At 71.4% G+C, this 20966-nt stretch carries 18 protein-coding genes; 16 read left to right on the forward strand and 2 right to left on the reverse strand.

Features of this window, described 5'->3' with window-relative positions:
• Nucleotides 1-44: 44 nt before the first annotated feature.
• The 7 genes from BKE38_RS11220 to BKE38_RS11245 all read left to right on the forward strand — a co-directional run bounded on the left by BKE38_RS11220 (nt 45) and on the right by BKE38_RS11245 (nt 5355).
• Nucleotides 45-419, forward strand: coding sequence for a hypothetical protein (locus tag BKE38_RS11220; protein ID WP_076957406.1), 375 nt, complete (start codon nt 45-47; stop codon nt 417-419).
• Nucleotides 420-464: 45 nt separating this feature from the next.
• Nucleotides 465-1469, forward strand: a complete 1005-nt coding sequence (locus BKE38_RS11225) for a hypothetical protein (RefSeq protein ID WP_076957407.1) — start codon at nt 465-467, stop codon at nt 1467-1469.
• A gap of 284 nt (nt 1470-1753) precedes the next feature.
• Nucleotides 1754-2350: a hypothetical protein gene (locus BKE38_RS11230; protein WP_076957408.1), complete on the forward strand. Its 597-nt coding sequence runs from the start codon at nt 1754-1756 to the stop codon at nt 2348-2350.
• A 78-nt stretch (nt 2351-2428) separates the two neighbouring features.
• Nucleotides 2429-2815, forward strand: a complete 387-nt coding sequence (locus BKE38_RS11235; RefSeq protein ID WP_076957409.1) for a hypothetical protein — start codon at nt 2429-2431, stop codon at nt 2813-2815.
• Between the two features lie 134 nt (nt 2816-2949).
• A complete protein-coding gene (locus BKE38_RS31450; RefSeq protein ID WP_131829567.1) occupies nt 2950-3216 on the forward strand; it encodes a hypothetical protein in 267 nt (88 codons plus the stop codon).
• Nucleotides 3191-3748, forward strand: a complete 558-nt coding sequence (locus tag BKE38_RS11240; protein WP_131829568.1) for a class I SAM-dependent methyltransferase — start codon at nt 3191-3193, stop codon at nt 3746-3748. Before BKE38_RS31450 ends, BKE38_RS11240 begins: the two co-directional genes overlap by 26 nt.
• On the forward strand, nt 3745-5355 hold the full coding sequence (locus tag BKE38_RS11245) for a polysaccharide pyruvyl transferase family protein (protein WP_076957411.1): 1611 nt from the start codon (nt 3745-3747) through the stop codon (nt 5353-5355). Before BKE38_RS11240 ends, BKE38_RS11245 begins: the two co-directional genes overlap by 4 nt.
• A 4-nt stretch (nt 5356-5359) precedes the next feature.
• On the opposite strand, the gene BKE38_RS11250 is transcribed toward BKE38_RS11245, so the two are convergent.
• Both BKE38_RS11250 and BKE38_RS11255 read right to left on the reverse strand, forming a co-directional pair.
• On the reverse strand, nt 5360-8425 hold the full coding sequence (locus BKE38_RS11250) for a glycosyltransferase family 4 protein (RefSeq protein WP_076957412.1): 3066 nt from the start codon (nt 8423-8425) through the stop codon (nt 5360-5362).
• A 48-nt stretch (nt 8426-8473) separates the two neighbouring features.
• A complete protein-coding gene (locus BKE38_RS11255) occupies nt 8474-9115 on the reverse strand; it encodes a class I SAM-dependent methyltransferase (protein WP_076957413.1) in 642 nt (213 codons plus the stop codon).
• Nucleotides 9116-9459: 344 nt separating this feature from the next.
• Between BKE38_RS11255 and BKE38_RS11260 the strand changes: the two genes are divergently transcribed.
• Genes BKE38_RS11260 through BKE38_RS11300 form a run of 9 tightly spaced genes read left to right on the forward strand, consistent with a single transcriptional unit; the run spans nt 9460 to nt 20598 of the window.
• Nucleotides 9460-11445 (forward strand): hypothetical protein, encoded by a 1986-nt coding sequence (locus BKE38_RS11260; RefSeq protein ID WP_076957414.1) that lies wholly within the window; start codon nt 9460-9462, stop codon nt 11443-11445.
• A 10-nt stretch (nt 11446-11455) separates the two neighbouring features.
• Complete coding sequence (locus tag BKE38_RS11265; RefSeq protein ID WP_076957415.1) at nt 11456-13138, forward strand: tetratricopeptide repeat protein; 1683 nt, start codon at nt 11456-11458, stop codon at nt 13136-13138.
• Complete coding sequence (locus tag BKE38_RS11270) at nt 13135-14385, forward strand: polysaccharide pyruvyl transferase family protein (protein ID WP_083747487.1); 1251 nt, start codon at nt 13135-13137, stop codon at nt 14383-14385. Before BKE38_RS11265 ends, BKE38_RS11270 begins: the two co-directional genes overlap by 4 nt.
• Nucleotides 14382-16073: a fatty acyl-AMP ligase gene (locus BKE38_RS11275; RefSeq protein ID WP_076957417.1), complete on the forward strand. Its 1692-nt coding sequence runs from the start codon at nt 14382-14384 to the stop codon at nt 16071-16073. The genes BKE38_RS11270 and BKE38_RS11275 overlap by 4 nt, the downstream gene beginning before the upstream one ends.
• Nucleotides 16070-17311, forward strand: coding sequence for a cytochrome P450 (locus tag BKE38_RS11280; protein ID WP_131829570.1), 1242 nt, complete (start codon nt 16070-16072; stop codon nt 17309-17311). The genes BKE38_RS11275 and BKE38_RS11280 overlap by 4 nt, the downstream gene beginning before the upstream one ends.
• Nucleotides 17301-17567 carry an acyl carrier protein gene (locus BKE38_RS31970; RefSeq protein ID WP_076957419.1) on the forward strand — a complete coding sequence of 89 codons (267 nt, stop codon included), beginning with the start codon at nt 17301-17303 and terminating at the stop codon, nt 17565-17567. Before BKE38_RS11280 ends, BKE38_RS31970 begins: the two co-directional genes overlap by 11 nt.
• Nucleotides 17564-18472: a glycosyltransferase family 2 protein gene (locus BKE38_RS11290; RefSeq protein WP_076957420.1), complete on the forward strand. Its 909-nt coding sequence runs from the start codon at nt 17564-17566 to the stop codon at nt 18470-18472. The genes BKE38_RS31970 and BKE38_RS11290 overlap by 4 nt, the downstream gene beginning before the upstream one ends.
• Nucleotides 18465-19346 (forward strand): glycosyltransferase family 2 protein, encoded by an 882-nt coding sequence (locus BKE38_RS11295; protein WP_076957421.1) that lies wholly within the window; start codon nt 18465-18467, stop codon nt 19344-19346. The genes BKE38_RS11290 and BKE38_RS11295 overlap by 8 nt, the downstream gene beginning before the upstream one ends.
• Nucleotides 19339-20598: a polysaccharide pyruvyl transferase family protein gene (locus BKE38_RS11300; protein WP_076957422.1), complete on the forward strand. Its 1260-nt coding sequence runs from the start codon at nt 19339-19341 to the stop codon at nt 20596-20598. Before BKE38_RS11295 ends, BKE38_RS11300 begins: the two co-directional genes overlap by 8 nt.
• Nucleotides 20599-20966: the final 368 nt, after the last annotated feature.

Consider the following 20966-nt stretch of genomic DNA (forward strand, 5'->3'; position numbering starts at 1 on the left):
GTCCTCCTGGCGCCGCATCGGCCGGATGGAGAAGGCCGCCTTCCATGATGCTGCTGCAACGCTGCGGAACCGAGCCGCGGATGGAGAGCATCGGCTCTCCGAACGATCTCGCCTTGCTAACCGAACTCGCCCGGGGCGCTGGCTATCTGCTGGTGCCGGTGCAGCAGGGTAGGGCAGGGGATCTCCATGCCTGCCTGGCAGCCTGGTCGCAGGAGATCGATCAGACCAAGGCTCTGGCCTCAGAGGTGTTCGGCACCGGCAGGATCAGCGCCATGGATGCCGGTCACCTCGAGGCGCAGGTCAGAAGCCTGACCGAGAGCGGCAGGTCGCTGGCCGCCAGCCTCAGAACCCAGCTGCAGTATGCCGGCTGGCGGGTGCGTCCCCCACGCAATGGCTGTCGGCCTGCCGCCGCGCTCTGACCCCACCACCCCCCCCCGCTTGCTACCCAGGATCTGCTGAAAGCCATGCCACGCCGCCCGACAGACCTGATCCAGGTCGCCATGTCCGATCCCCGCTTTCGCCTGCTCTCCTTCGCCGAGGTCGGCTTCTGGGTGCACCTGATGAACATGCTGCTGTCGGCGCCGGTGCGAGGTCAGCTGCAGTTCCCGGGTACGGCTTCGGTTCCCGCTTTGGTTTCCCGTTTGGTTTCCACGGCGGAACCCATGTCGGAAACCGAAGCGGAAACCCAACTGCAAACCTTCTGCGAGCTCGGGCTGATCGAGCTGGACGAAGCCAGCCGGACCATCTTCCTGGCCGGCGCGCGGGACACGTCGCGCCGCGCCGAAGCCGCCAGGATCAACGGCTTGAAGGGCGGCCGGCCGCGCAAAGGCGAGACGCTCGAGGAGCGGCGGGAACGCCGCCAGGGCTCCTTTATGCTGCCGATCCGGGGAGGGCTGGCGGAACCTCAGGAAACCGAAGCGGAACCGAACGGGGAAAGCTCGCGCGCGGTACTAACTACTACTACTAAACTTACTGGTAGTAGTAGCGCGCGCGAGGAAACCGAAGCGGCCGCGCTGGTGCAGGAGCTGACCGGGCTGGCGGGCTTCAGGCCGCGGATGCAGGGCAGGGAGCTGGAGATCGTCGCAGGCTGGCAGGCCGCCGGCGTCTCGGCCGAGGGCATGCGGGCGGTCGTGCAGGAGGTCGCCAACCGCGCGAGCTACGACCCTGGCGTTGTGAAGACCCTGGGCTACTTCACGCCCGCCATGCACGAGGCCGCGGGGTTGGGCGCGCAGAGCCGCCAGGCCTCGGCAGCACCCCTGGTCTATAACCCGCCGCGTCCGCCGGCGGCCCAGCGGGATGCGCAGGGCTTTACCGCCGATGAGCGCAGCCGGATGGATGAGCTTCGGGCCATGGTCCGCGATGGTCTCCCCCGCGACAATCAGCGCCGCATCAACGCCGAGGGCATCATGCGGCACCTGTACCCGCACCTCTGGGACATCATGGCGGCGGAACTGGACCTGGCAGCCTGACCTACATGCGACCGGAATAAATCCCGCATTAGTCCTCAAACAGCAAAATTGTTCTTTATTTGTTCCAGAAAGAGGCTAGATCCTGACCCTGATAGCTCAGGAGGGGAAGGAGGATGGCCGCGCAAAGGAAAGTCGTTCAGAGGCGTGCTGAAGGAACTCTCGCCCAGGCACGTGCGGCGGGAGGCCAGCTGGTCCGGCTGACACGGACGCCGGTCTTTCCGCCGGCAAAGATCACGCACCGTCGGCCAGTCGAGCCAGATCCTGCCCCGCCGGATCCAGGGCGTATGGAACGGCTGGAGCAGCGGGCAGGATTGCTGATCCGCCAGGAGATCGCCCACGACCGCGCCGAGCGGCAGGCGCAGCAGCTGCAGCGCGCCCAGCAGCTCAGCAGGGGGGACCAGGCCGCAGGCATGTGCCGTAGAGCGGCTCAGGAGGGTCTGGAGGCGGTTCGGGACCGCGGGGCGGAGGGCAGGGCCATGCTGGCGCGTCCTGCGGCCGTAGTGACCCTTCCAGGCGAAGCGGAAGACGTTCGCCGCATGCTCGACAGCAATCCGCTGACGGTGCTGGACCTCACGGCCCGACAGATGGAGGCAGCAGAGGTGCTGGCCAGCACCTATCGCGACGCCAGGCCGGCGATGGAGATGCCGAGGGGCTATGGCAACGGACATCGTGGTGGGCTGCGGCACCTCAGCCATGACGAGTATCTGGCGGCCCAGCGTGCCTGGCAGGACTACCGCAACTGGCTCGAGGTCGTCGTGAAGCGGCTCGGGCCGCAGCATGCTGCATCGGTGCGAGATGCTGTGGTACTTCAGGAGCCAGCGCCGGCCTGGCGAGCACGGCAGGCGCTGGACACACTGGCCGCGTACTGGAAACTCCCATAGTGAACGTGCCTGATGCTTCGCCCCAATCTTCAATGTTCAGCTTGTGTACAGCTAACTTCGATTAAGGAGCCTCCATTGATGGAGCTCGCATCTTTCCCTCGGGTCCCGCTTGTCGACCTGCGCCACGCTCCCGATGAGGAAAGTGGCTCGAAGCGGCCGCAGCCCTGCATGCCAGTCCTCATCGAGGAGCTGATTGCAAGCAGCGGCAAGCCCTACATTTCGGCCCAACTGCTCTCATCGCCGGATCTCTGCAGCCTTCTCGAGGACATGCGGATCGTGCCGCCGCGCACCCGAGCGCTGAAAGGCGTTCTGGAGGTCCTGGGATTTCGCCTGTTGGGTCGCGTCACCGTTGAGGGAACCCCACGCCGCTACTGGAGCCGCCAACCCGCCCTCTTTATCCGGCCCAGTGGGCTGCCCGATATGAAGGCGATCCGACACTGGCATCTGACTGGACGTCAAGCCTAGCTCCGGCCGAATAACCCCAAACCCGGCGCGTTGCCATGCAGACAGTCAGCCAATGAGCTGATGGTGGAGAGTTATCGGGCGCTTGGTCCTGCTCGGCGCAGGTGCTTCAATCGCGCCCGACAAGCAGTTGCTGCTTGTTTACCCCGAGCAGATGCTCTGAAGCGCAGGATATTGCCGAAGAGAACGCCAATTGCTTAGAAGTTGACAATCGTACCGAGACAGGAATGCTCGCAAGGCAAGGCAAGGCAAGGCAAGGCAAGGCAAGGCAAGGCAAGGAGCAGGGCAGCATGTTGGAGAAGCTGAGCGATCCAGCGAATATTTATACATCGAAGCCGAACCAGCATGCGCTGAAGCTGATCGAAAGCCTGCTGCAGCATGAAGCTCATGCCAGTGCTCTGTGAGGTCGGCATCGGGGCAACCACGAGCGAGATCTGTCGCCTGCTCGCCAGCCGCCTCAACGATCTAAAGCCCGAGCTCGACGGCCTGGGCTTCAACAATGTCGTCTATCATGGCAATACCCAACGCAAGCCCGACAGCTGTAACTGGGCGTTGGCGCAGATGCTGCTGACACGTCGTGCCGCTGGCGGAGAGGTACCACTATTTGATTTTGTCTTCCTCGACGGGGCCCATGCCTTCCACCACGGTGCGCCTGCGACCCTGATCCTGAAGGAGCTGCTGAAGCCCGGCGGCGTCATCCTCTTCGATGACTACGATTGGTCCTTCGCTATCTCGCCAACCATGAACCCTGCGGTCTTCCCCGCCATCCTGGAGGCCTATAGCGAGGAGCAGATCAAGACGCCGCATGTTCGGCTGATCTGCGACCTCTTCATGGATGGCGACCCGGAGTACCGCAAACTGGATATCGGCTACGGCCCGCGCGAGCATCGCCGCGCCTACCGCAAGCGCGCCCCGGGCGATGCCGCTGCGGCATGATGGCCCTGACGCCGCCCCGACCTGCTGCCGCGCTGTTCGGCACCTTTGACGTCGCCAATTACGGCGATCTGCTGTTCCCGCATGTCGCGGCACGGCTGCTCGGCCTCGGCCCCGGCGAACTGCGCTGCTACTCGCCCCGCGGGGGCGCGCCGGGCTGGGCGGATTGCTGGCCAGCCAGCGCCGTCAGCGCATTCGCCGACGATCCTGCGCCCGTGCTCTGCCTGATCGGCGGCGGCAATATCATCCATGCCAGCCCGACGCCGCTGCCGGACTATGCCGGGGCCTTCGCGCGCTCGGACTTCACCTACGCCTCGCTCTGGCTGGGCGCCTCAATTCTGGCGGCGCAAGCCGGCACGCGGCTGGCCTGGAACGCGCCGGGCGTGCCGTTTCCTGTTGAGGGCGGCTGGGCGCGGCGCCTGCGCGACCTTGCCGTGCCGGCGGCGGACCACGTCGCGCTGCGCGACGAGGCCAGCCGGGTCTTCCTCGGCGCCCCTGCAGGCCCCGTGGAGGTGGTGCCGGACACCGCGCTGACGCTCAGCGCGGTGTGGCCGCCAGCGACGCTGCTGGATTCGGCGCAAGCGGCTTTCGACTCGCGCGGGATAGCCCAGCCTGCGCGGTGGATCGCGGTGCATCTGAACGATCGCTACATCGGCGGCGACCTGCGGGTCGCCTGCATGGCTGTCAACCGCATCGCGGCGCGGTTGCAGGCGGTTCCGGTGCTGCTAGCGATAGGGCCCTGCCATGGCGACGACGCGCTCGCCCGCCAGGCACTCAGCTTCATCGACAGGCCAGCGCTGCTGGTCGACCAGCCGCAGGGCCTTCGGGAGATCGCCGGGCTTATCGCCCATGCCGAGGCCTATATCGGATCCTCGCTGCACGGGCTGATTACGGCGCTGTCCTACCGGCGGCCGGGCATCGCCGTCGCGCGGACGCGGATGGTCAAGTTCCTGGGCTTCCTCGAGCCGCTGGGCGAGGCGGCTCGACTGCAGGAAAGCTGGGAGGATGCGGCAGCCTTGTCCACCGACCTGCTGCGCCCGCTGTCGCCCGACGCCTGCGCCCGGCTCGACCAGGCTGCGGCGCGGATCGAGGCGCATGGCGCGACGCTGCGCCGGCTGCTGGCCGCGGTCTCGCCGCCGGCGGTGGTGGCGGCGCGGGTGGCGCTGCTGCGCGCCGTCTCGGCCGAGCCCGCTGCCTTCCCCGCCTGGTCGCAGCTGCGGCAGGCGGTCTCCGGCGCGCCGCGGCCGCCAGAGACCGCCGAAGATCAGGCGGCTATCCTGGCGCTCGCACTGCGCGGCCCGGCCGACGAGGCCTTGCGCGCCCGCATCGCCGCGGCGCGGGCGCGCTGGCCGCAACATCTGCGCCTGGCGCTGCTGGAAGCCGAATGGCTGCAGCGGGCCGGCCAGGTGGCGGCGGCGCGGCAGCGTTTGGTTGCGCTCTGCGAGCAGCATGCCGGCAATCCCTGGCCGGCGGTGCGGCTGGTGCGGCTGCTGGCCGCAGAGAGCGAGGCGGAGGCGGCGCGCGCGTTGCACCGGCAGCGCTTGGCTGGTGCCGTCCTGCCCGTGGCGGTGCAGCAGGAGCTGGCCGCGCTGCTGCGCGATCCAGGCTGAGGCCTCAGCCCAGCAGCGCCTGGCGGCACAATCCGACCATGTCGGCGACCCGCCGTGGCCAGGAAATCGGCCAGAGCTCCTCGGCAGCGGGCGGCCGGCTGGGCCCGACGAAGCCGCGCCGGGCAATGGCGGCGTCGAGCTGATGCAGGAAGTCCGCACGGTCGCCAGCCACCGCAATGCGGCCGCGCAGCTCGTCGATATTGGCGACGTCGCTGCTGACCACCGGGATGCCGAGCGCGACATAGACGTAGAGCTTCAGCGGGTTCATCCGGTCGCTCACCGCGTTGCGCAAATGTGGCATGATAGCGACGTCGAAGCGGCGCATATAGGTCAGCGCCTCCTCGTAAACTTTAGGCCCCAGCAGCAACAGGTTGGGATGGCGGCGCAGCCGCAGGATCTCGGTGGTGTTGTGCGCCGAGCCGATCAGCACGAATGTCCAGCCCGGCCGCTGCGCGAGGATGCTGTCCAGCAGCTCAATGTCGATGCGGGCGCGCAGATTGCCGACATAGCCGATCACCGGCCCCTCAATGCCCTCAAGCTCGCGCGGCCGGCCCCCGGCCTCGGCGTAGAACTCGCAGGCATTGGGCACCACATGGATCGGCGCCGGGCTGACGGCGGCGAAGGCCTCGGCGACCGCGGCGCAATTGGCAAAGGCCAGGTCGGCGCTGGCCAACCCCGCCGCATAGGCCTGCTCCGCCTCCGCCGCCCGCACCGCGTCGCGCGCCATGCTGCGCTGGTCGTCAATCAGGTCGGCCACTACCAGGTCGAAGCCAAGGCTTTCGGCGACCTGCGGGAATAGAGGCGCGATCGGCCAGGACCAGCCGACGACCGGGCCGCGGCAATGCCGCGCGACCACCTCGGCGACATAGGCCGGGTAGTCGTCGCGCCTCGGCAGGCTGCGGCCGAGGAAGCTGGTGCCGCGGTCGCGCGCATGGACGAAGGTGCGCCGCACCATGCCGGGCTCGTCGTCGAGCTCGAGGAAGCGGCGCGCGGTCGCGTCGTGGATCAGCTTGCCGTGCTCCAGCGGCCGGTCCGCGCCCGCCGCCTGCTCGTGCAGCTGGTCGACGCGGATCGGCGCGTCGAACTGGACGATGCTGCCGACCTGCTCGTTCTGCCGCAGATATTTCAGCAGCATGTCGTGGCGACGGCCGTAGATGCCGGTGTCGTTTTGCTTCCAGAAGCAGACCAGATCGAGCGGCCGGCGGCGGCGCACCACCGGCGCGGCACGTGGGCTGCGCGCCGCCCAGGCCGGCGGCGCCTCCGGCAGCGCCGCGCCGAAGCGGCGGTTGAGGTGGCGGAACAGCTGGGTCCATTCCGGCGCCCATTCGACAGGCGCCTCCAGTGCGCGGGCTAGGCCGCGCTCCAGCCGCGCACCGTTCACCGCATAGCTCAGCTCGGCCTCGAACCAGTCGCGCCGGCGGCCCGCGGCGGCGCTGTCCTCGCCCGCCGTCGCGATCGCCAGCAGCCAGGCGCGCAGCGCCGCCTCGTCAGGGATCAGCGTGACCAGCCCCTGCGCCGCGAGCTCCATCGCGGCGGGGACCGGCGTCATCGCCAGCGGAATGCCCATGGACAGCGCGTCGGACAGCTTGGCCGGCGTCTGAAAGGCCGAGATCGGCGAGGCCTGGTCCTGCAGCAGGCAGACGCCGTCGGCCATGCGCAGCAGCGCCGGCAGCCGGGCAAAGGGCGCGTCGGGCAGGAAGCGGATCCGCAGCTTCTCCACCGCGGCCAGCTCGCGCTGGTAGCCACGGTCATGCACGGTGCCGACGACCACCAGCAGCAGCCGCGGATCGTCGATCGCCGCCAGCGCCGCGATCAGCCGGTCGAGTCCCTTGTGCCGGCGCGGTGTGCCGGCGAAGAGGATGACGCGGTCGGTCTCCGCCAGGCCGAGCTCGGCGCGGATGGCGTCGCGCGCGACGGGATCCGGGCGGAACCGCGCCTCGTCGCGGGCATGGCGCACCAGCAGCCCGCTGAAGCGCACGGCGAGCGCCGCGCTGGCGACGCTACGATGCGCGAAGCTGCCGACCAGCGTCTCCGCCAGGCTGGTCCAGAAGCGGCCTTGCGGCTTCATCAACTCGGCCACCGGCGCCGGCGTGGCGGGCGCCTCCAGCGCCTCGAAGCCGCAGGGCGTGGCCTCGGGGCCGAAGAAGGCCAGCTCGTGGTCGTCGAGGTCGAGGATGACCGGGCAGCCCAGGCGATGCGCGATCAGCAGCGCCAGCAGCATCCCTGGCAGCCGCGGCTTCGACAGATAGACGATGTCGCAGCTGACCGTGCTAGCGAAGGCGATGGCGGCGGCGAGGAATTCCGGCATGCTGCCGCCGGGGAAGCTACGCAGCGGCAGCGGGCTGTCCTGCAGCGGCGCCCAGGCGCCGGCCCCGGGCCGGGCGAATTCGCTGCCCAGCAGCTCGACGCCGTGGTGGCGGCCGATCATGTCCGCCAGGATATGCGCGCGGCCCAGCGGGTTGTCGCTGACATCCCAGCTCAGCACTGCGACCTGCAGCGGCAGCGTGGCGGAGCGCGTCGGGCTGCCAAACGCCGGCCAGGCCGGGCGGGGCGCCGCGACCGGGCGCTCGGGCTGCAGCGCGAGGTCGAGGGTGATCGCCGCCAGGGCGACCGGCAGGACCGTGGGGCGGAGGCGCAGCTCGATGGCATGTCGCCCGTCCTGGAATGGCCAGGCTAAGCCGGCGCTCAGCCGCAATTCCTCGGTCGCGTCGTCGAGAAACAGGTCGCCGCCCCAGCTCGCCAGCGGGATGCGCCGCTCGCGCCGGCCGAGCCGCAGCAGGGCGATGCTGTCGAGGGCGCCGCGCAGCGCCCGGCGATCGGCGGCCCGCAAGGTGACCGCCAGCTGCAGCCCGGCTTGCCGGGCCTCGAGCGGCACGGCGATCTCAGCAAATAGGCTCACCACCTCAGCCTCGGCCGCCGAGGTGAGGCTGAGCCCTGTGGCAGAGAGCGACAGCCGCAGCTCCGCCGACGAGCGCTTCGCCGTGACCTGCCAGGGGCCGAGCCGCGCGTCACCGGGCTGGATCGCGACCTCGGCACCTGCCGCGACGAAGGCCGTGCTCAGCACGGCCATTAGGACAGAAAGCTTTGCGGCGCTGCAGGCGGGGCGCCGGGTGCTGCGTCAGCCATGCAGCAGGTACCAGCGGCGCGAGCCGAAGGCGGAGGAATAGCCGGGATCGACTTGCGTCACCCGGGTACGGCCCTGGTCACGGAAGAAGGCCAGGATGCTGGCCTCGTCGAACCAGAAGCTGCGATGCGGACCGACGGCGGAATAGACATTCTGCTTTTCCGCGACGAGCGCGCCGCCATAGCGGCCTTCGCTGCGGCAGGCCTCGAAGCGGTCGGCGCGCCCAGGGAGGATCCGCGCGGCGTCGTAGAGCTCGGTATCGACGATCACCGGCCGTCCGGCGGCGCGCCGCAGCAGGCGGGCTTGGTCGTCGAGCGGCAGGTGGTAGAGCAGCCCGATGCAGCCGATAACGTCGTGCTCGTCGAAGTTGCGGATGTCGCGGATATCGGCCTGGAGGCGGCGGAACTCGGCGCGCGGCGCCCAGCGGGGCGTCGCCAGCCCACCGGCATCGGGCTGGTCCAGCGCCTCGGCCAGGGCCCAGGCCGGGCGGGCGTCGAGCGCGGTGACGGCGAAGCCGTGGCGCGCGGCAACGCGGGAGAAGTGGCCGGGGCCGGCGCCAACATCCAGGAAGTGGAGGTTTTTCGCATCGGGCCAGACCGTCTGCAGCAGCCAGCGAAAGGTCCGCAGCCGCAGCAACAGAACGTCGAGGGTCCCGGTAGCAGTCGCCAACCTGCTGCCAATAGCTTCTGGCAGCGCTAGACTTTCAGGCAGCATGGCGTGTTGTTCCCGGCAAGCTCCGGATAAAATCAAAATCATCCCGCCCCGTCAACGCGGCGAGGAGGAAACATCATAGGTTGTGTTGTGAGAAACGAAGTCGATCGGACGGGCGACTCGTCGTTCAAAAAAAGCGATTTTGCTGATTTAATACGATATCGGTCGTATTCCCTTCTATCGGTATTATCGTATAGCTTGACGGGCCAGCCTTCGTCACGGAAGAAGCTGATTCAGGTGATGCCCGACGAGAGACGAGGAACCTGGCGATGGACTTCCTGATTGCCCGGGGCTTCTCCATGGCGGCGCATCTGGCCGAGCTCAAGACCGCCTGCGTGGGCTATGCTGGCGGGTGTTTTCGCCATTGCAGGATCGGCAGGCTGGAGATTTTCGCCTCCGATCCCTTCGGCCTGAATGACGGGCTGGCGCCGGATGCGCCCGCCGCCTTCCGGCTGTTCGACGGCCAGGCCTCGGTCGGCCGCGAATTCCACCATTCCCTCGCCGCCTCCGCCGGGATGGCGCGGATGATTGACGCCGCCGTTGAGGGGCGCCTGACGCCCGAGGCTGTCAATGCCGGCGTCTTCGTCCTCGGACGGATCGATGCGCAGGGCCTGCGCCTGGTCACCGATCCCCTCAGCCAGTACCCGGTCTACCTGGTCCGGCGCGGCGCCGGCTTCATGATCTCCAACGTGCTGGCCGCGATCGTCGCGCTGCTGCGGCGGCACGGACTGCCGGCGACGCCCAGCCTGCTGCCCTGCCTGGAAGGCATGGTGATGGGCGGCAGCCTGGGTGAGGGCACGCCGGTCGAGGAGATCGAGCGGCTGTCCTTCGGCTGCGACATCGAGGCCGGCGACACCCTGCGCCTGACGCCCAGGCCGGCGCTCGACATGCCGCTGGACTACGAGGCCACGATCCGCGCGGCGCGCGCGGCGCTCGCCGCGCATGTCGACGCCGTGGCCGCCGCCGTGGCGACGCCGCGGCTGGTCGTGGCCGATGTCAGCGGCGGGGTTGATTCACGCTGCGTCCTATCGCTGCTGCTGGAATCCCCGCTGCGCGACGAGCTGGCCGGGCGCTGCTTCACCCGCTTCCCCAATCCGGACGCCAATGTAGCCGGCGCCATCATGGAACGCTTCGGCCTGCCGGTGGCGCGCCTGCCGACGGGCATCGACATCGGCCGGCTGATGCAGCCCGAGCCAGCGGTGCCAGGCGCAGTGCTGAGCAACGCCGCCTTCAGCGGCGGCGCCCGCGTCGTCGAGGCGGCGCCGCCAGCCATCGCCTTCCCGCACCTGGTGCATTTTACCGGCGCCTTCGGCGAGCTCGGCGGCGGCAGCAGCAGCGCCGACTTCGTCGCCCTGGCCGGCGCCGGGTCGGATCCCGGCGGCTATTCGGCCGAGCGTGCGGTGGACATCATCCTGGACCGCCGCCGCAAGGTCGGCGCGACGGGCCTGCTGCATCCCGACGCGCTGGCGCAGGTGCGGCGCAACGCCATTGCCTGCCTGGCCGCGCTGGAGGCGACGGGGGTGCCGCGCGACCAGCTCTCGGCCGAGCTCTATCTGCGGGTGCGCTGCCGCGATCATTTTGGCTTGGCCAGCCGCGTCGGCAGCATCGGCCGGGTGCGCCCCGATCCGCTGGCCAGCGCCTGGCTGGTGCGAGCGCGGCGCCTGCTGCCCTCGGCGCTGCACCGGCGCAACAAGGTCATCCTCGACCTGATGCTAGCCGGCGGCGAGACCTCGCGCAGCCTGGCCATGATGCCACTGGCTGGCAAGCGCTGGGAGGCGCCGGTGCTGCCTGCCGGGCTGGTTCCCGACGCGGCGGACATCGAGCCGGTCGGGCCGGACACGCCGGCGCTCAGCCGGCTGACCGGCGCGCTAATGGCGGGCGAGATGATCCCGACCCAGGGCTCGCGCGGCCTGCTGCACGAGCATGCGGTGCGGCTGAAGGTCAAGGAGGCGTTGCAGCGCAGCCGCGAGGCGCCGCCGCCGGGCAATGTCCGCTTCGGCAACGAGGCGGCCATCCAGGGCCATCAGGCGCTGATGCGCGGGCTGGTCGAGCGGCTGCCGGCCGGTCACACCGCCTGGCAGGCCTTCGACCGGGCCGCCGTGCTGCGCTGCGCCACGCAGCCGCTGCAGGACTTCCGCAGCACGATCGACAGCGGCGCGCTGTCGCATGCCGTGGCCGGGCTGACCTGGCTGCTCGACCAGCCGGGCGTCGAGGCCCCGGCGGAGCTCCTGCACCACCCCGCGCCAGCCGCCTGAGCCGCGGCCCGTGCAGGAACCCGCGCCCTCCGCCGCCGCGATCCGTGAGCTCATCCGCGCCGGCGAGCTCGAGGCGGCGCAGCGCCTGCTGGCGGCGGCCGAGGCGCGCACGCCGCTGCCGGCCGCGCTGCTGCTGCTGCGCGGTGACCTGCTGGCCAGGACCGGCGACGTGGCGGGGGCAGAGGCGCTGCTACGCGGGGTGCTGCGCCAGGCGCCGGGCGACCAGGGCGCGGCGCAGCGCCTGGTGCGGCTGCTGCGCGAGGCGGGCCGGCTGGTCGAGGCGCGCGACATCTTCCGCGCGCTGGTCTGGCGCGGCCCGGCGGCGGCCGAGGTGCAGGACCGGCTGGTCAACCAGCTGAGTTCGGGCGCCGATTGCGAGCCCGCGGCCACCCTGGCCTTCCTGGCCGCGCTGCTCGAGGGCGGTGAGCCCCGCCCGGTGGTCCTGCTGCGCCAAGCAGTCTTCCTGGCGCGGCAGCAGCAGCCCGGCCCGGCGCTGCAGGCGATGGACCGCGCTCGCGCGGCGGGGCCGCTGCCGGTCTATGCAGCCGGCATCCATGTCGACCTGCTGCTGGCCGCCGGCCGCGACCATGACGCCCTGGCGGAGGCGCAGGCGCTGCAGGCCCGCGCGCCGGAGGATCCACGCCTGGCCGAGAAGCTGGTGATCGCCGCCGCCGCCGCAGGCGAGCCGGGGCTGGCGGGCGAGGCCATGGAGGCAGCGGTGGCGCGCCACCCGACCGACTGGTGGCTGCTGTTCCGCTTCGGCCGATTGCCGCTGCGGCGCGAAGCGGTGACGCGGATCTTCGCGCAGATCGAGGCCAATGCGCGCCAGCACACGCTGCAGCCGCGCGCGCTGTTCCAATACGCCCTGGCCTGCCTGGAGCAGCAGGCGCTGGCGCCGGCCGCGGCGGCGCTGGAGACGCCCGGCATGGACGACCCGGCGGTCGCGCCGATGGTCGCGGCGCTCGCCCCGGCGCTGCGCCGGCTGCGCCAGGGCGGCCTGCCGCCGGCCCGCTTCGCCGAGGACCGGCTGCGCGAGGTCGAGGTGGTGCCGCAGCCCGGCGCCGCGACGGTGCTGCTGGTCTTCGGCGGCGTCATGGGCCGCTTCAGCTACCTGCCGCTGGCGCTGTTCGACCGCTGGCTGCAGCGCTACGACTGTCATGCGGTGCATCTGCGCGACCCGCTGGGCGCCGCCTTCCTGCAGGGCCTGCCGAGCCTGGGCGCGGACGAGGCAGCGATGGCCGAGGCGCTGGCGGCGATCTGCCGCGACCTGGGCGCCCGCCGCATCGTCACGCTCGGCGCCTCGGTCGGCGGCTTCGCGGCGGCGCGGCTGGGCAGCCGCCTCGGCGCGACGGCGGCGCTGTCGCTGGCCGGGCCGACGCTGCTCGACCCGGCGGTCGACTTGGCGGCGCGGCCGCAGCATGTGCGCAACGCCTTCGAGCGGCTGAAGGCGCGGGTCGACCTGCGCGATGACTTGGCCCGCCGCCCGTCGATGCGCTTCCTCTACGCCTACAGCGCCGAGCGGCCGCGGCATGCGGCGCAGATGCAGCTGCTCGACGGCATCCCCAATGTCATGCCCTGGCCGTTTCCTGGCGAGGACACCTCCTTCACCGCGCTGCGCGCCTTCGCCGATGGCAGCCTCGATGCCATGTTGGAGCAGGGGCTGGGCCTGCGCCGGTGCGGGGCGGCGGCATGAGCGGCGCCCGCGACGACGCCAGGCCGCGCCGCGTCGCCGTCGCCGCCGTCTGCGACATCGCCAATTACGGCGACCAGCTGTTCCCGCTGATCGCCGCGCACCGGCTGGCGCCGCTCGGCATCGCGGTCGAGGCGGTGGCGCCGGGCGCCGCCCATCGGCTGCGGCCGGGGGCGCTGACGCCGCGCAGCCTGGACTGGCTGCTGGCCGGCGGGGAAATGCTGGACGGCGTGCTGATCGGCGGCGGCAACATCGTCTACAACCTGCGTGCCGACTACCTGGCGCGGTCCGGCGCGCGCGACAGCTGGCTGGGGCAGGGGCTGCACACTGGCCTCTGGCTCGGCGCCGCCCTCGCTGCCGCGATCCGCGACATTCCCTTCGGCTTCAACGCGCCAGGCTTGCCCTATCCGTTTTCCGGGGCCACGGCACGCGACGTGCTGCGGCCGGTGCTGCAGGCGGCCGATTGCTGCGCCTTCCGCGACGCCGCCAGCGCGCGGCTGGCCGAGGCCGCCGGCGTCGCGGTGCAGCAGGTGCCCGACACCGCTATCGAGATCGCCCGGATGTGGCCGCGCGACGGACTGGCGCCGGCGGCCGAGGCGGAGGGCCAGCCCTATGCCGCGCTGCATCTGCGGCTAGCCGGCGAGCCCGAGGCGCATCTGGCCGCGGTCGCCGCGCTGCTGGACGGCTTCTGCACCGGCCAGGGGCTGCGGCCCCTGCTGATCGCCATCGGCGACGATCTCGGCGACGGCGCGGCGGCGCGGCGGCTGGCGGCTGCGATGACCGTGCCGGCGCGCGTGCTGGGCGGCGACCGGTCGCTGCAGGCGGTCGCCGCCGCCATCGCCGGCGCCCGGATCTATCTCGGCGGCTCGCTGCATGGCTATGTCACCGCCGCCGCCTATGGCGTGCCCGGCCTCGTGGTGACCGCGCAGCCGCTGCGCAAATTCGCTGGCTTCCTCGACTGGATGGAGCGTCCAGCGGATCTGGCCACCGACTGGGCGGCCGCCTGCGCGCGGGCTGTCCCGCTGCTGGCCGGCGGGCGGGTTGTGGTGCCCGACCGGATCTGGCAGGCGCTCGACGCGCATTGGGCCGCGGTCGCCGCCATGCTGGAGGCGCCGCAGCGCCGCCGCGCCGAGCGCGCCGCGATGCTGCGCGCCCTCACGCTGCGCGCCGTATCGCGGCAGGGCGGCGGCGGGCTGGAATGGCTGATGGCCGGCTGGCACCCGCCCTCCGCCCGGGCGCGGACGGCATGAGCGTTGCCTCCAGCATCGCCGACCTGCTGCACCGCCATGCGCAGCGGCAGCCGCAGGCGCCGGCGCTGCTCTTCCTGGAGCGCGGCGAGCGGCCCGGGGCATCCGACAGCTATGCCTCGCTCGACCTGCGGGCGCGTCAGGCGGCGGCGCATCTGCTGGCGGCTGGGCTGCGTGGCCGCCCGGTGCTGCTAGCCTGCGAGGCCGGGCTGTCCTTCATCCATGCCTTCCTCGGTTGCCTCTATGCCGGGGTGCTGCCCGTGCCGGTGCCGGCGACGCTGCGCCGGCAGCAGGGCGCGCGGCAGCGGCTGGTGGCGCGCGACGCCTGCCCCGCCGCGGTCATCGCTGATGACCCTGCCGTGGTCGCGGAGCTGGCCGACGGCGCGCCGCTGCCCTGCCTGCTGCCGCAGGAGCTGCAGTGCCCCGACCGCCCGCCGCTGAAAGCGCCGCTGCCGGCGGCGGCAGGCGACATCGCCTTCATCCAGTACACCTCCGGCTCGACCAGCGCGCCGAAGGGCGTCGTCGTCACCCACGGCAACATCATGGCCAACCAGGCGATGATCCAGGCCGCCTTCGGCCATGGTCCGGAGACCGTGGTGCTCAGCTGGCTACCGCTGCACCACGACATGGGGCTGATCGGCTCAATCCTGCAGCCGCTCTATCTCGGCGGCCGCTGCGTGCTGATGTCGCCGCTGAGTTTCCTGCAGCGGCCGGCGCGTTGGCTGCGGGCGATCGCCGCGCACCGCGCGACCACCAGCGGCGCGCCCAACTTCGCCTATGAGCTTTGCCTGCGCCATGTCACCGACGCGCAGCTGGAAGGTCTCGATCTGTCCAGCTGGCGCCTGGCCTTCTGCGGCGCCGAGCCGGTGCGGATGCGCAGCATGCGGCGCTTCGCCGACCGCTTCGCCGCCGCGGGCTTCGACGCGGGCGCGCTCTACCCCTGCTACGGCATGGCGGAGGCGACGCTGTTCATCGCCGGCGGGCGGGCCGGCCAGGGCGCGCGCGGCCGCGACTTCGAGCGCCGCCGCTTCGCCGAGGTCGCGACCGACGGCGCCGCGCGGCAATCCATCGCCAGCTGCGGCGCCGCCTGGGCGCCCGGGCGCCTGGCCGTCGCCGGTCCCGGCGCCGTGGCGCTGCCGCCGGGCGAGCTCGGCGAGATCTGCGTCGCCGGCCCGCATGTCAGCCCCGGCACCTGGGCCCCGGCGGTGCCGGGCGGCATCGCGCCCTATGCCGGGCGGCTGGTGACGCTGGACGGCGTCGCGCATCTGCGCTCCGGCGACGCCGGCATCCTGGTGGAGGGCGAGCTGCATGTGCTCGGGCGGCTGAAGGACATGATCATCATCCGCGGCGCCAACCTCTATGCCGAGGATCTGGAGATGACGCTGCTGGAGCAGCCGGAGGCGGCCGAGATCGAGGCCGCCGCCGCCATTGCCGTCGAGCGCGACGCGGCCGAGGTGCTGGTGCTGCTCTGCGAGGCCTCGGCCCGCGGCCGGCGCGAGGGCGTGCCGGCCGCGCTGGCGGCGGCGCTGGCGCGGCGCCTGGCCGAGGCGCATGGCCTGGCGCCGGCCGAGATGGTGCTGGTGCCGCCGCGCGGCCTGCCGCGCACCACCAGCGGCAAGGTGCAGCGTGGCGCCGCCCGCGCCGCCTGGCTGGAGCGGCGGCTGCCGCTGCTGGAATGGGGCGCCGCGTGACCCGCCCCAGCATGCACCGCCCCGGCATCGACCGCCCCGGGGGCATGCCGCCGCGGCTGGACGCCGGCCCGGCGCGCTGGTGCGACCGGGACCGGATCTGGCTGCTGACCCGCCACGCCGATGTCGCCCAGTTACTGCGCCAGCCGGCGGTGGAGGCGGTGGAGTTCTACGCCGGCATCGCGGCGATCGGCCGCCGCGCCGGGCGCGACTATGGCAGCCTGGTGCGGCTGCTCGCCGGCATCCTGATGTTCCGCAACCCGCCGGAGCATGGCGCGGCGCGTGACTGGCTGCGGCGCGGCCTGGCGACGCTGGCCGGCGGCTTCTCGGCGGCGGCGGTCGGCGCCTGCGTCGAGGTCGCGCTGGCGCCGCTGCGGCATGGCCGGCCGGTCGAGCTGGTGGCAGCGCTGGCCGACCGGCTGCCGGTGCTGGTGATGGCGCGCGCGCTGGGCTTCGCCGAGGCGACGGTGGCGACGCTGCTCGCCGAAGGCCGCGGCATCGTCAATGCCTGGGAACGCGGCCTGCCCCTGCGCGCTTATGACGCGCTGCAGCGCCAGGCGGCGGCGATCGAGGCGGCGCTGCTGGCCGAGCTCGACCGCGCCGCGCGTGACGGCGGGCCGCTGCAGCCGCTGCTGGCACTGAACCAGCAAGGGTCACGGCTGTCGCAGGCCGAGGTGGCCGGCGCGCTGTTCAACCTGGTCATGGCCGGGATCGAGACCACGGCAGGGCTGTTGTCGAGCGCCATGCTGCTGGCCTTCGGCGCGCCGGGGCGGGCCGCGGCGCTGCGCGACGGCGCCATCCCGCTGCGCGGCTTCCTCGACGAGGTGCTGCGCTGCGCGCCGCCGCTGCGGCGGCTGCCCGGCCGTCGGCTGCTGGCGCCAGCCCGTTTCGGTGAGATCGAGATCGAGGCCGGTGCCATCGTCATCGCCGATGTCGAGGCGGCGCAGCACGACCCGGCGGTGCATCCCGAGCCCGACCTGTTCGATCCGGCCCGGCGCCGTGCGCCGCCGCTGGCCTTCGGCGGCGGCGCGCATGCCTGCCTCGGCATCCCCCTCGCGATGCTGGAGGCGCAGCTGCTGCTGGCCGCCCTGCTCGAGGCCGGGCTGCGGCTGGAGGCCGCGCCGCCGCCGCGCTGGGAGGCGCATCCCTCCTTCCGGCGGCTGCAGCAGCTGCAGGGCCGGCTCGATCCTTCCTCCCCTATCCCCGTGCCCATCGCAGGAACAGAACACCATGTCGGATGACATCGCCGCCAGCCGCCGGATCGTGCAGGACTGGGTGGTGCGCTACATCGCCGCCGTCATCGACTTGGCGCCGGAGGCGGTGCCGCTCGACACCGAGTTCCGCGAGATCGGCGTCGATTCCGCCGAGGTCGTCATCATGACCGGGGTGATGGAGGAGGAATTTGGCTTTGAGATCGATGCCGAGCTGCCCTTCCGCCGCGCCACCATCGCAGGCCTGCTGGACGCGCTGCAAGAAGCCGGCCTAGTCGCCGCATGACGCCGCCGGCGCTGAGCCTGGTGGTGCTGGCGCATGACATGGCCCGCGCGCTGCCGCGCACGTTGCGCTCGCTGGCGCCGGACTACCAGGCCACGGCGCCGGTGCCGCCGGCCGAGATCGGCGGCTGGGAGATCATCGTGGTCGACAACGGCTCGGCCTGTCCGGTGCAGGCGGCAGAGGTCGCGCCGCCGGATGTCGCGCTGCGCGTCATCCGCCGCGGCCCGGAGGCGGCGGCCGCGGTGGCGGAGGCGCTGAACCAGGGGCTGCAGAACGCCACGGGTGAATTCGTCGGCGTCTGGATCGATGGCGCGCGGCTGGCCTCGCCCGGGTTGCTCGGCGCCTGCGCCCGCGCTTTGCGCCTGCATCCGCGCGCGGTGGTGGCGACGCGCAACTACCATCTCGGCCCGGCGCTGCAGCATGCCGCCGCGATGTCCGGCTTCGACGCCGCCGCCGAGGACCGTCTATTGAACAGCATCGACTGGCCACGCGGCGCCGCGCGCCTGGCCGAGATCGCGACGCCGGAGCAGCCCGATCCCACCGGGCCGCTGCTCGAATCCAACGCGCTGTTCATGCGGCGCGCGCAGTGGCAGGCGCTCGGCGGCTTCGACCCGCGCTTCGGCGGCGCCGGCGGCGGCGCAGTCAATATCGACATGCTGCTGCGCGCCTGCGCTGCGCCGGGCAGCCAGCTGATCCGCATCCTCGGCGAGGGCACCTTCCACCAGCTGCATGGCGGGGTGACGACCGGCGCTGGGCCGCGCCGGGCGGCGGCGCTGCTGAAGCTCGGCAGCAAGCAGTATTTCCGCCTGCGCGGCCGGCCGATGCGGGCGTTGCGCCAGCGTGGCTGGCTCTACGACGCGGCGCTCGGCGCGCTGCGCCCGGACAGCCCGGAGCGCGCGCATGGCTGAGCCGGAGATCTCCGTCGTCGTCATCAGCCACGACATGGCGCGCGAGCTGCCGCGCACCGTGCTGTCGCTGTCGCCGGGCTACCAGGTGGACTGTCCGCCCGGACGCTGCGAGGTGATCGTGGTCGACAACGGCTCGGCCGTGTCGCCACAACAGGAGGATCTGGCAGCGCCGGGCCTGACGCTCAGCCTGCACCACCAGCCCCAGGCCGGACCCTCGCCGGTGGCCGCGATCAATCTCGGCCTGTCGCTGGCACGCGGCGCGCTGGTCGGCGTCTGTATCGACGGCGCGCGGCTGGCCTCGCCCGGGCTGCTCGCCGCCTGCGCGCGGGCGGCGCGGCTGCATCCGCGGCCGGTGCTGGCGACCGTGAACTACCACCTGGGCCCGGCCGAGCAGTATCTCAGCATGCTGGACGGCTATGACCAGGCGGAGGAGGACCGACTGCTGGCCAGCATCGACTGGCCGCGGGGTGCCGCACGGCTGCGCGAGATCGCGACCGAGGTCTGGCATGGCGGCCGCGACGGCCCGATGCTGGAGAGCAACGCGCTGTTCATGCCGCGCGCGCTTTGGGACGAGCTAGGCGGCTATGATGCACGCTTCGTCGGCCCCGGCGGCGGCGGCGCCAATATCGACATGCTGCATCGCGCCTGCGCCGCGCCCGGCACGCAGCTGATCCGCATCGCCGATGAAGGCACCTTCCACCAGTTGCATGGCGGCGCGCTGAGCAATGCGCCGAATCGCGGCATGGAGGCGGGCAAGCGGCTGTCGGCGGAATACTACCGCATCACCGGCCGGCCAATCCGCCCGATCAAGGATCGCGGCCTGTTGTTCGAGGCGGGCTCGGGGAAGCTGCGGCAAGAGTCCGGACATGGCTGAGCCATACGCTGCCGCAGCCGGGCGCCGTGTCTTCCTTGCCGGCACCTTCGATGTTGCCAATTACGGCGATCTGCTGTTCCCGCTGGTCGCCGCGGCGCGGCTGGCCGAGGCCGGCATCGCGGTCATCCCCGTCTCGCCGACCGCAACGAAGCCCGCCTATGCCGATGCCATGCAGCCTGTCGCGGCCACGCAGATGCTGGCCGATCCGGCCTTCGAGGTCTGCGGCATCCTGGTCGGCGGCGGCTATATCCTGATCAGCCAGGCCGCGACGGGCCTGCCAAGCTATGAGGCGGCGGGTATCGCCGGGCTCGCCTATCCGTCGCTCTGGATCGGCGCGGCGCTGGCCGCGGCGCTGCGCGACGTGCCGCTGCTGTTCAATGCGCCGGGCGCGCCCTTCCCTTTTTCCTCCCGCCGCCTGCAGGAGGCGATCCTGCCGGCGCTGCGCGCCGCCGATTATCTGAGCTTCCGCGACGCGGCGAGCGCAAGCCTGTTCCCGGCGCCCGACCTGGCGCCGCGCATCCTGCCCGACAGCGTGCTCGAACTGCCCCGGGTCTGGCCGCGCGCGGCGCTGCTGCAGGAGCATCAGGCGCTGCTGCGCCGCCACGGCATCCCGCCCGAGCGGCGCTGCCTGGCCCTACATGTGCGGGCGCGCGCGATGGGCGATGTCGAGGCGCTGGCGGCGCGGCTCAGCGACTTCGCCGAAGCCCATGACCTGCTGCCGGTCTTGCTGGTGCTGGGGCCGGAGTTGGGCGACCGCGAGACCGCCGCCGCCCTGGCGCCGCGGATGCGCACGGCGACGCTGCTGCTCAACGAGGCCGGCAGCCTGAAGACGCTGGCTGCCGCCATCGCCGGTGCTCACCTCTATGTCGGCGGATCTTTGCACGGCTACATCACCGCCGCCGCCTATGGCGTGCCGGGTGTGATGCTTGCGCTGCCCGCCCATGGAAAGTTCAGGGGCCTCCTGAAACAGCTTGGACGACCGGCTGACATGGCACGCGACTGGGATGGCGCCTTACAGCGCGGCAGCAGCCATTTGGCCTCGCCAGCGCCGGCTGCGCTGCCCGCTGCGGTGCCCGCGGCGCTCGATGCGCATTGGCGGCAGATCGTTGCCGGGCTAGGTGACCGCGCGGCAGGCAGCGGCCGCCGAGCCATCTATCTGCGACATCATCTTGCGACCAATTGTGGGCTCTTAGGCACTAGCTGGTTATTAGGACCGCAACTCAGCGGTAGTAGAGGCTCCATCAAGGTGTAACCCAAGTTCACCACCTAGGTGCTGCAAACGTGGCATGCTCTCCGATGATTGGGCTGCCTTCAGTAAGCTCATCAGGAGCTACTGCTTACGTCTGCCAAATCATCAACGCTTGCGTCAGATAATCCGCTGTAGGGACAGGATATTAGGCCGTTGAATTTTCGATTCTAATATAGAGTTAAGCGTTGAAATATATAGTCAATTAATCAAAGCGTCGAAATCAAAGAAATCAAAGCCCGGGATTTAATCTGCAAATGTGCCCCCCTTACGGTGGGGCACCCCCTCGCCGGGTAGGGATTGGACCCCCCCACCCCTCTCCTGTCCACGTTGCAGGCTCCTCAGGCGCCGCCAGAGGCCGCACAGCGGCACGA

It is taken from the genome of Teichococcus deserti, from assembly GCF_001982615.1.
Lineage (GTDB): Bacteria > Pseudomonadota > Alphaproteobacteria > Acetobacterales > Acetobacteraceae > Pseudoroseomonas > Pseudoroseomonas deserti.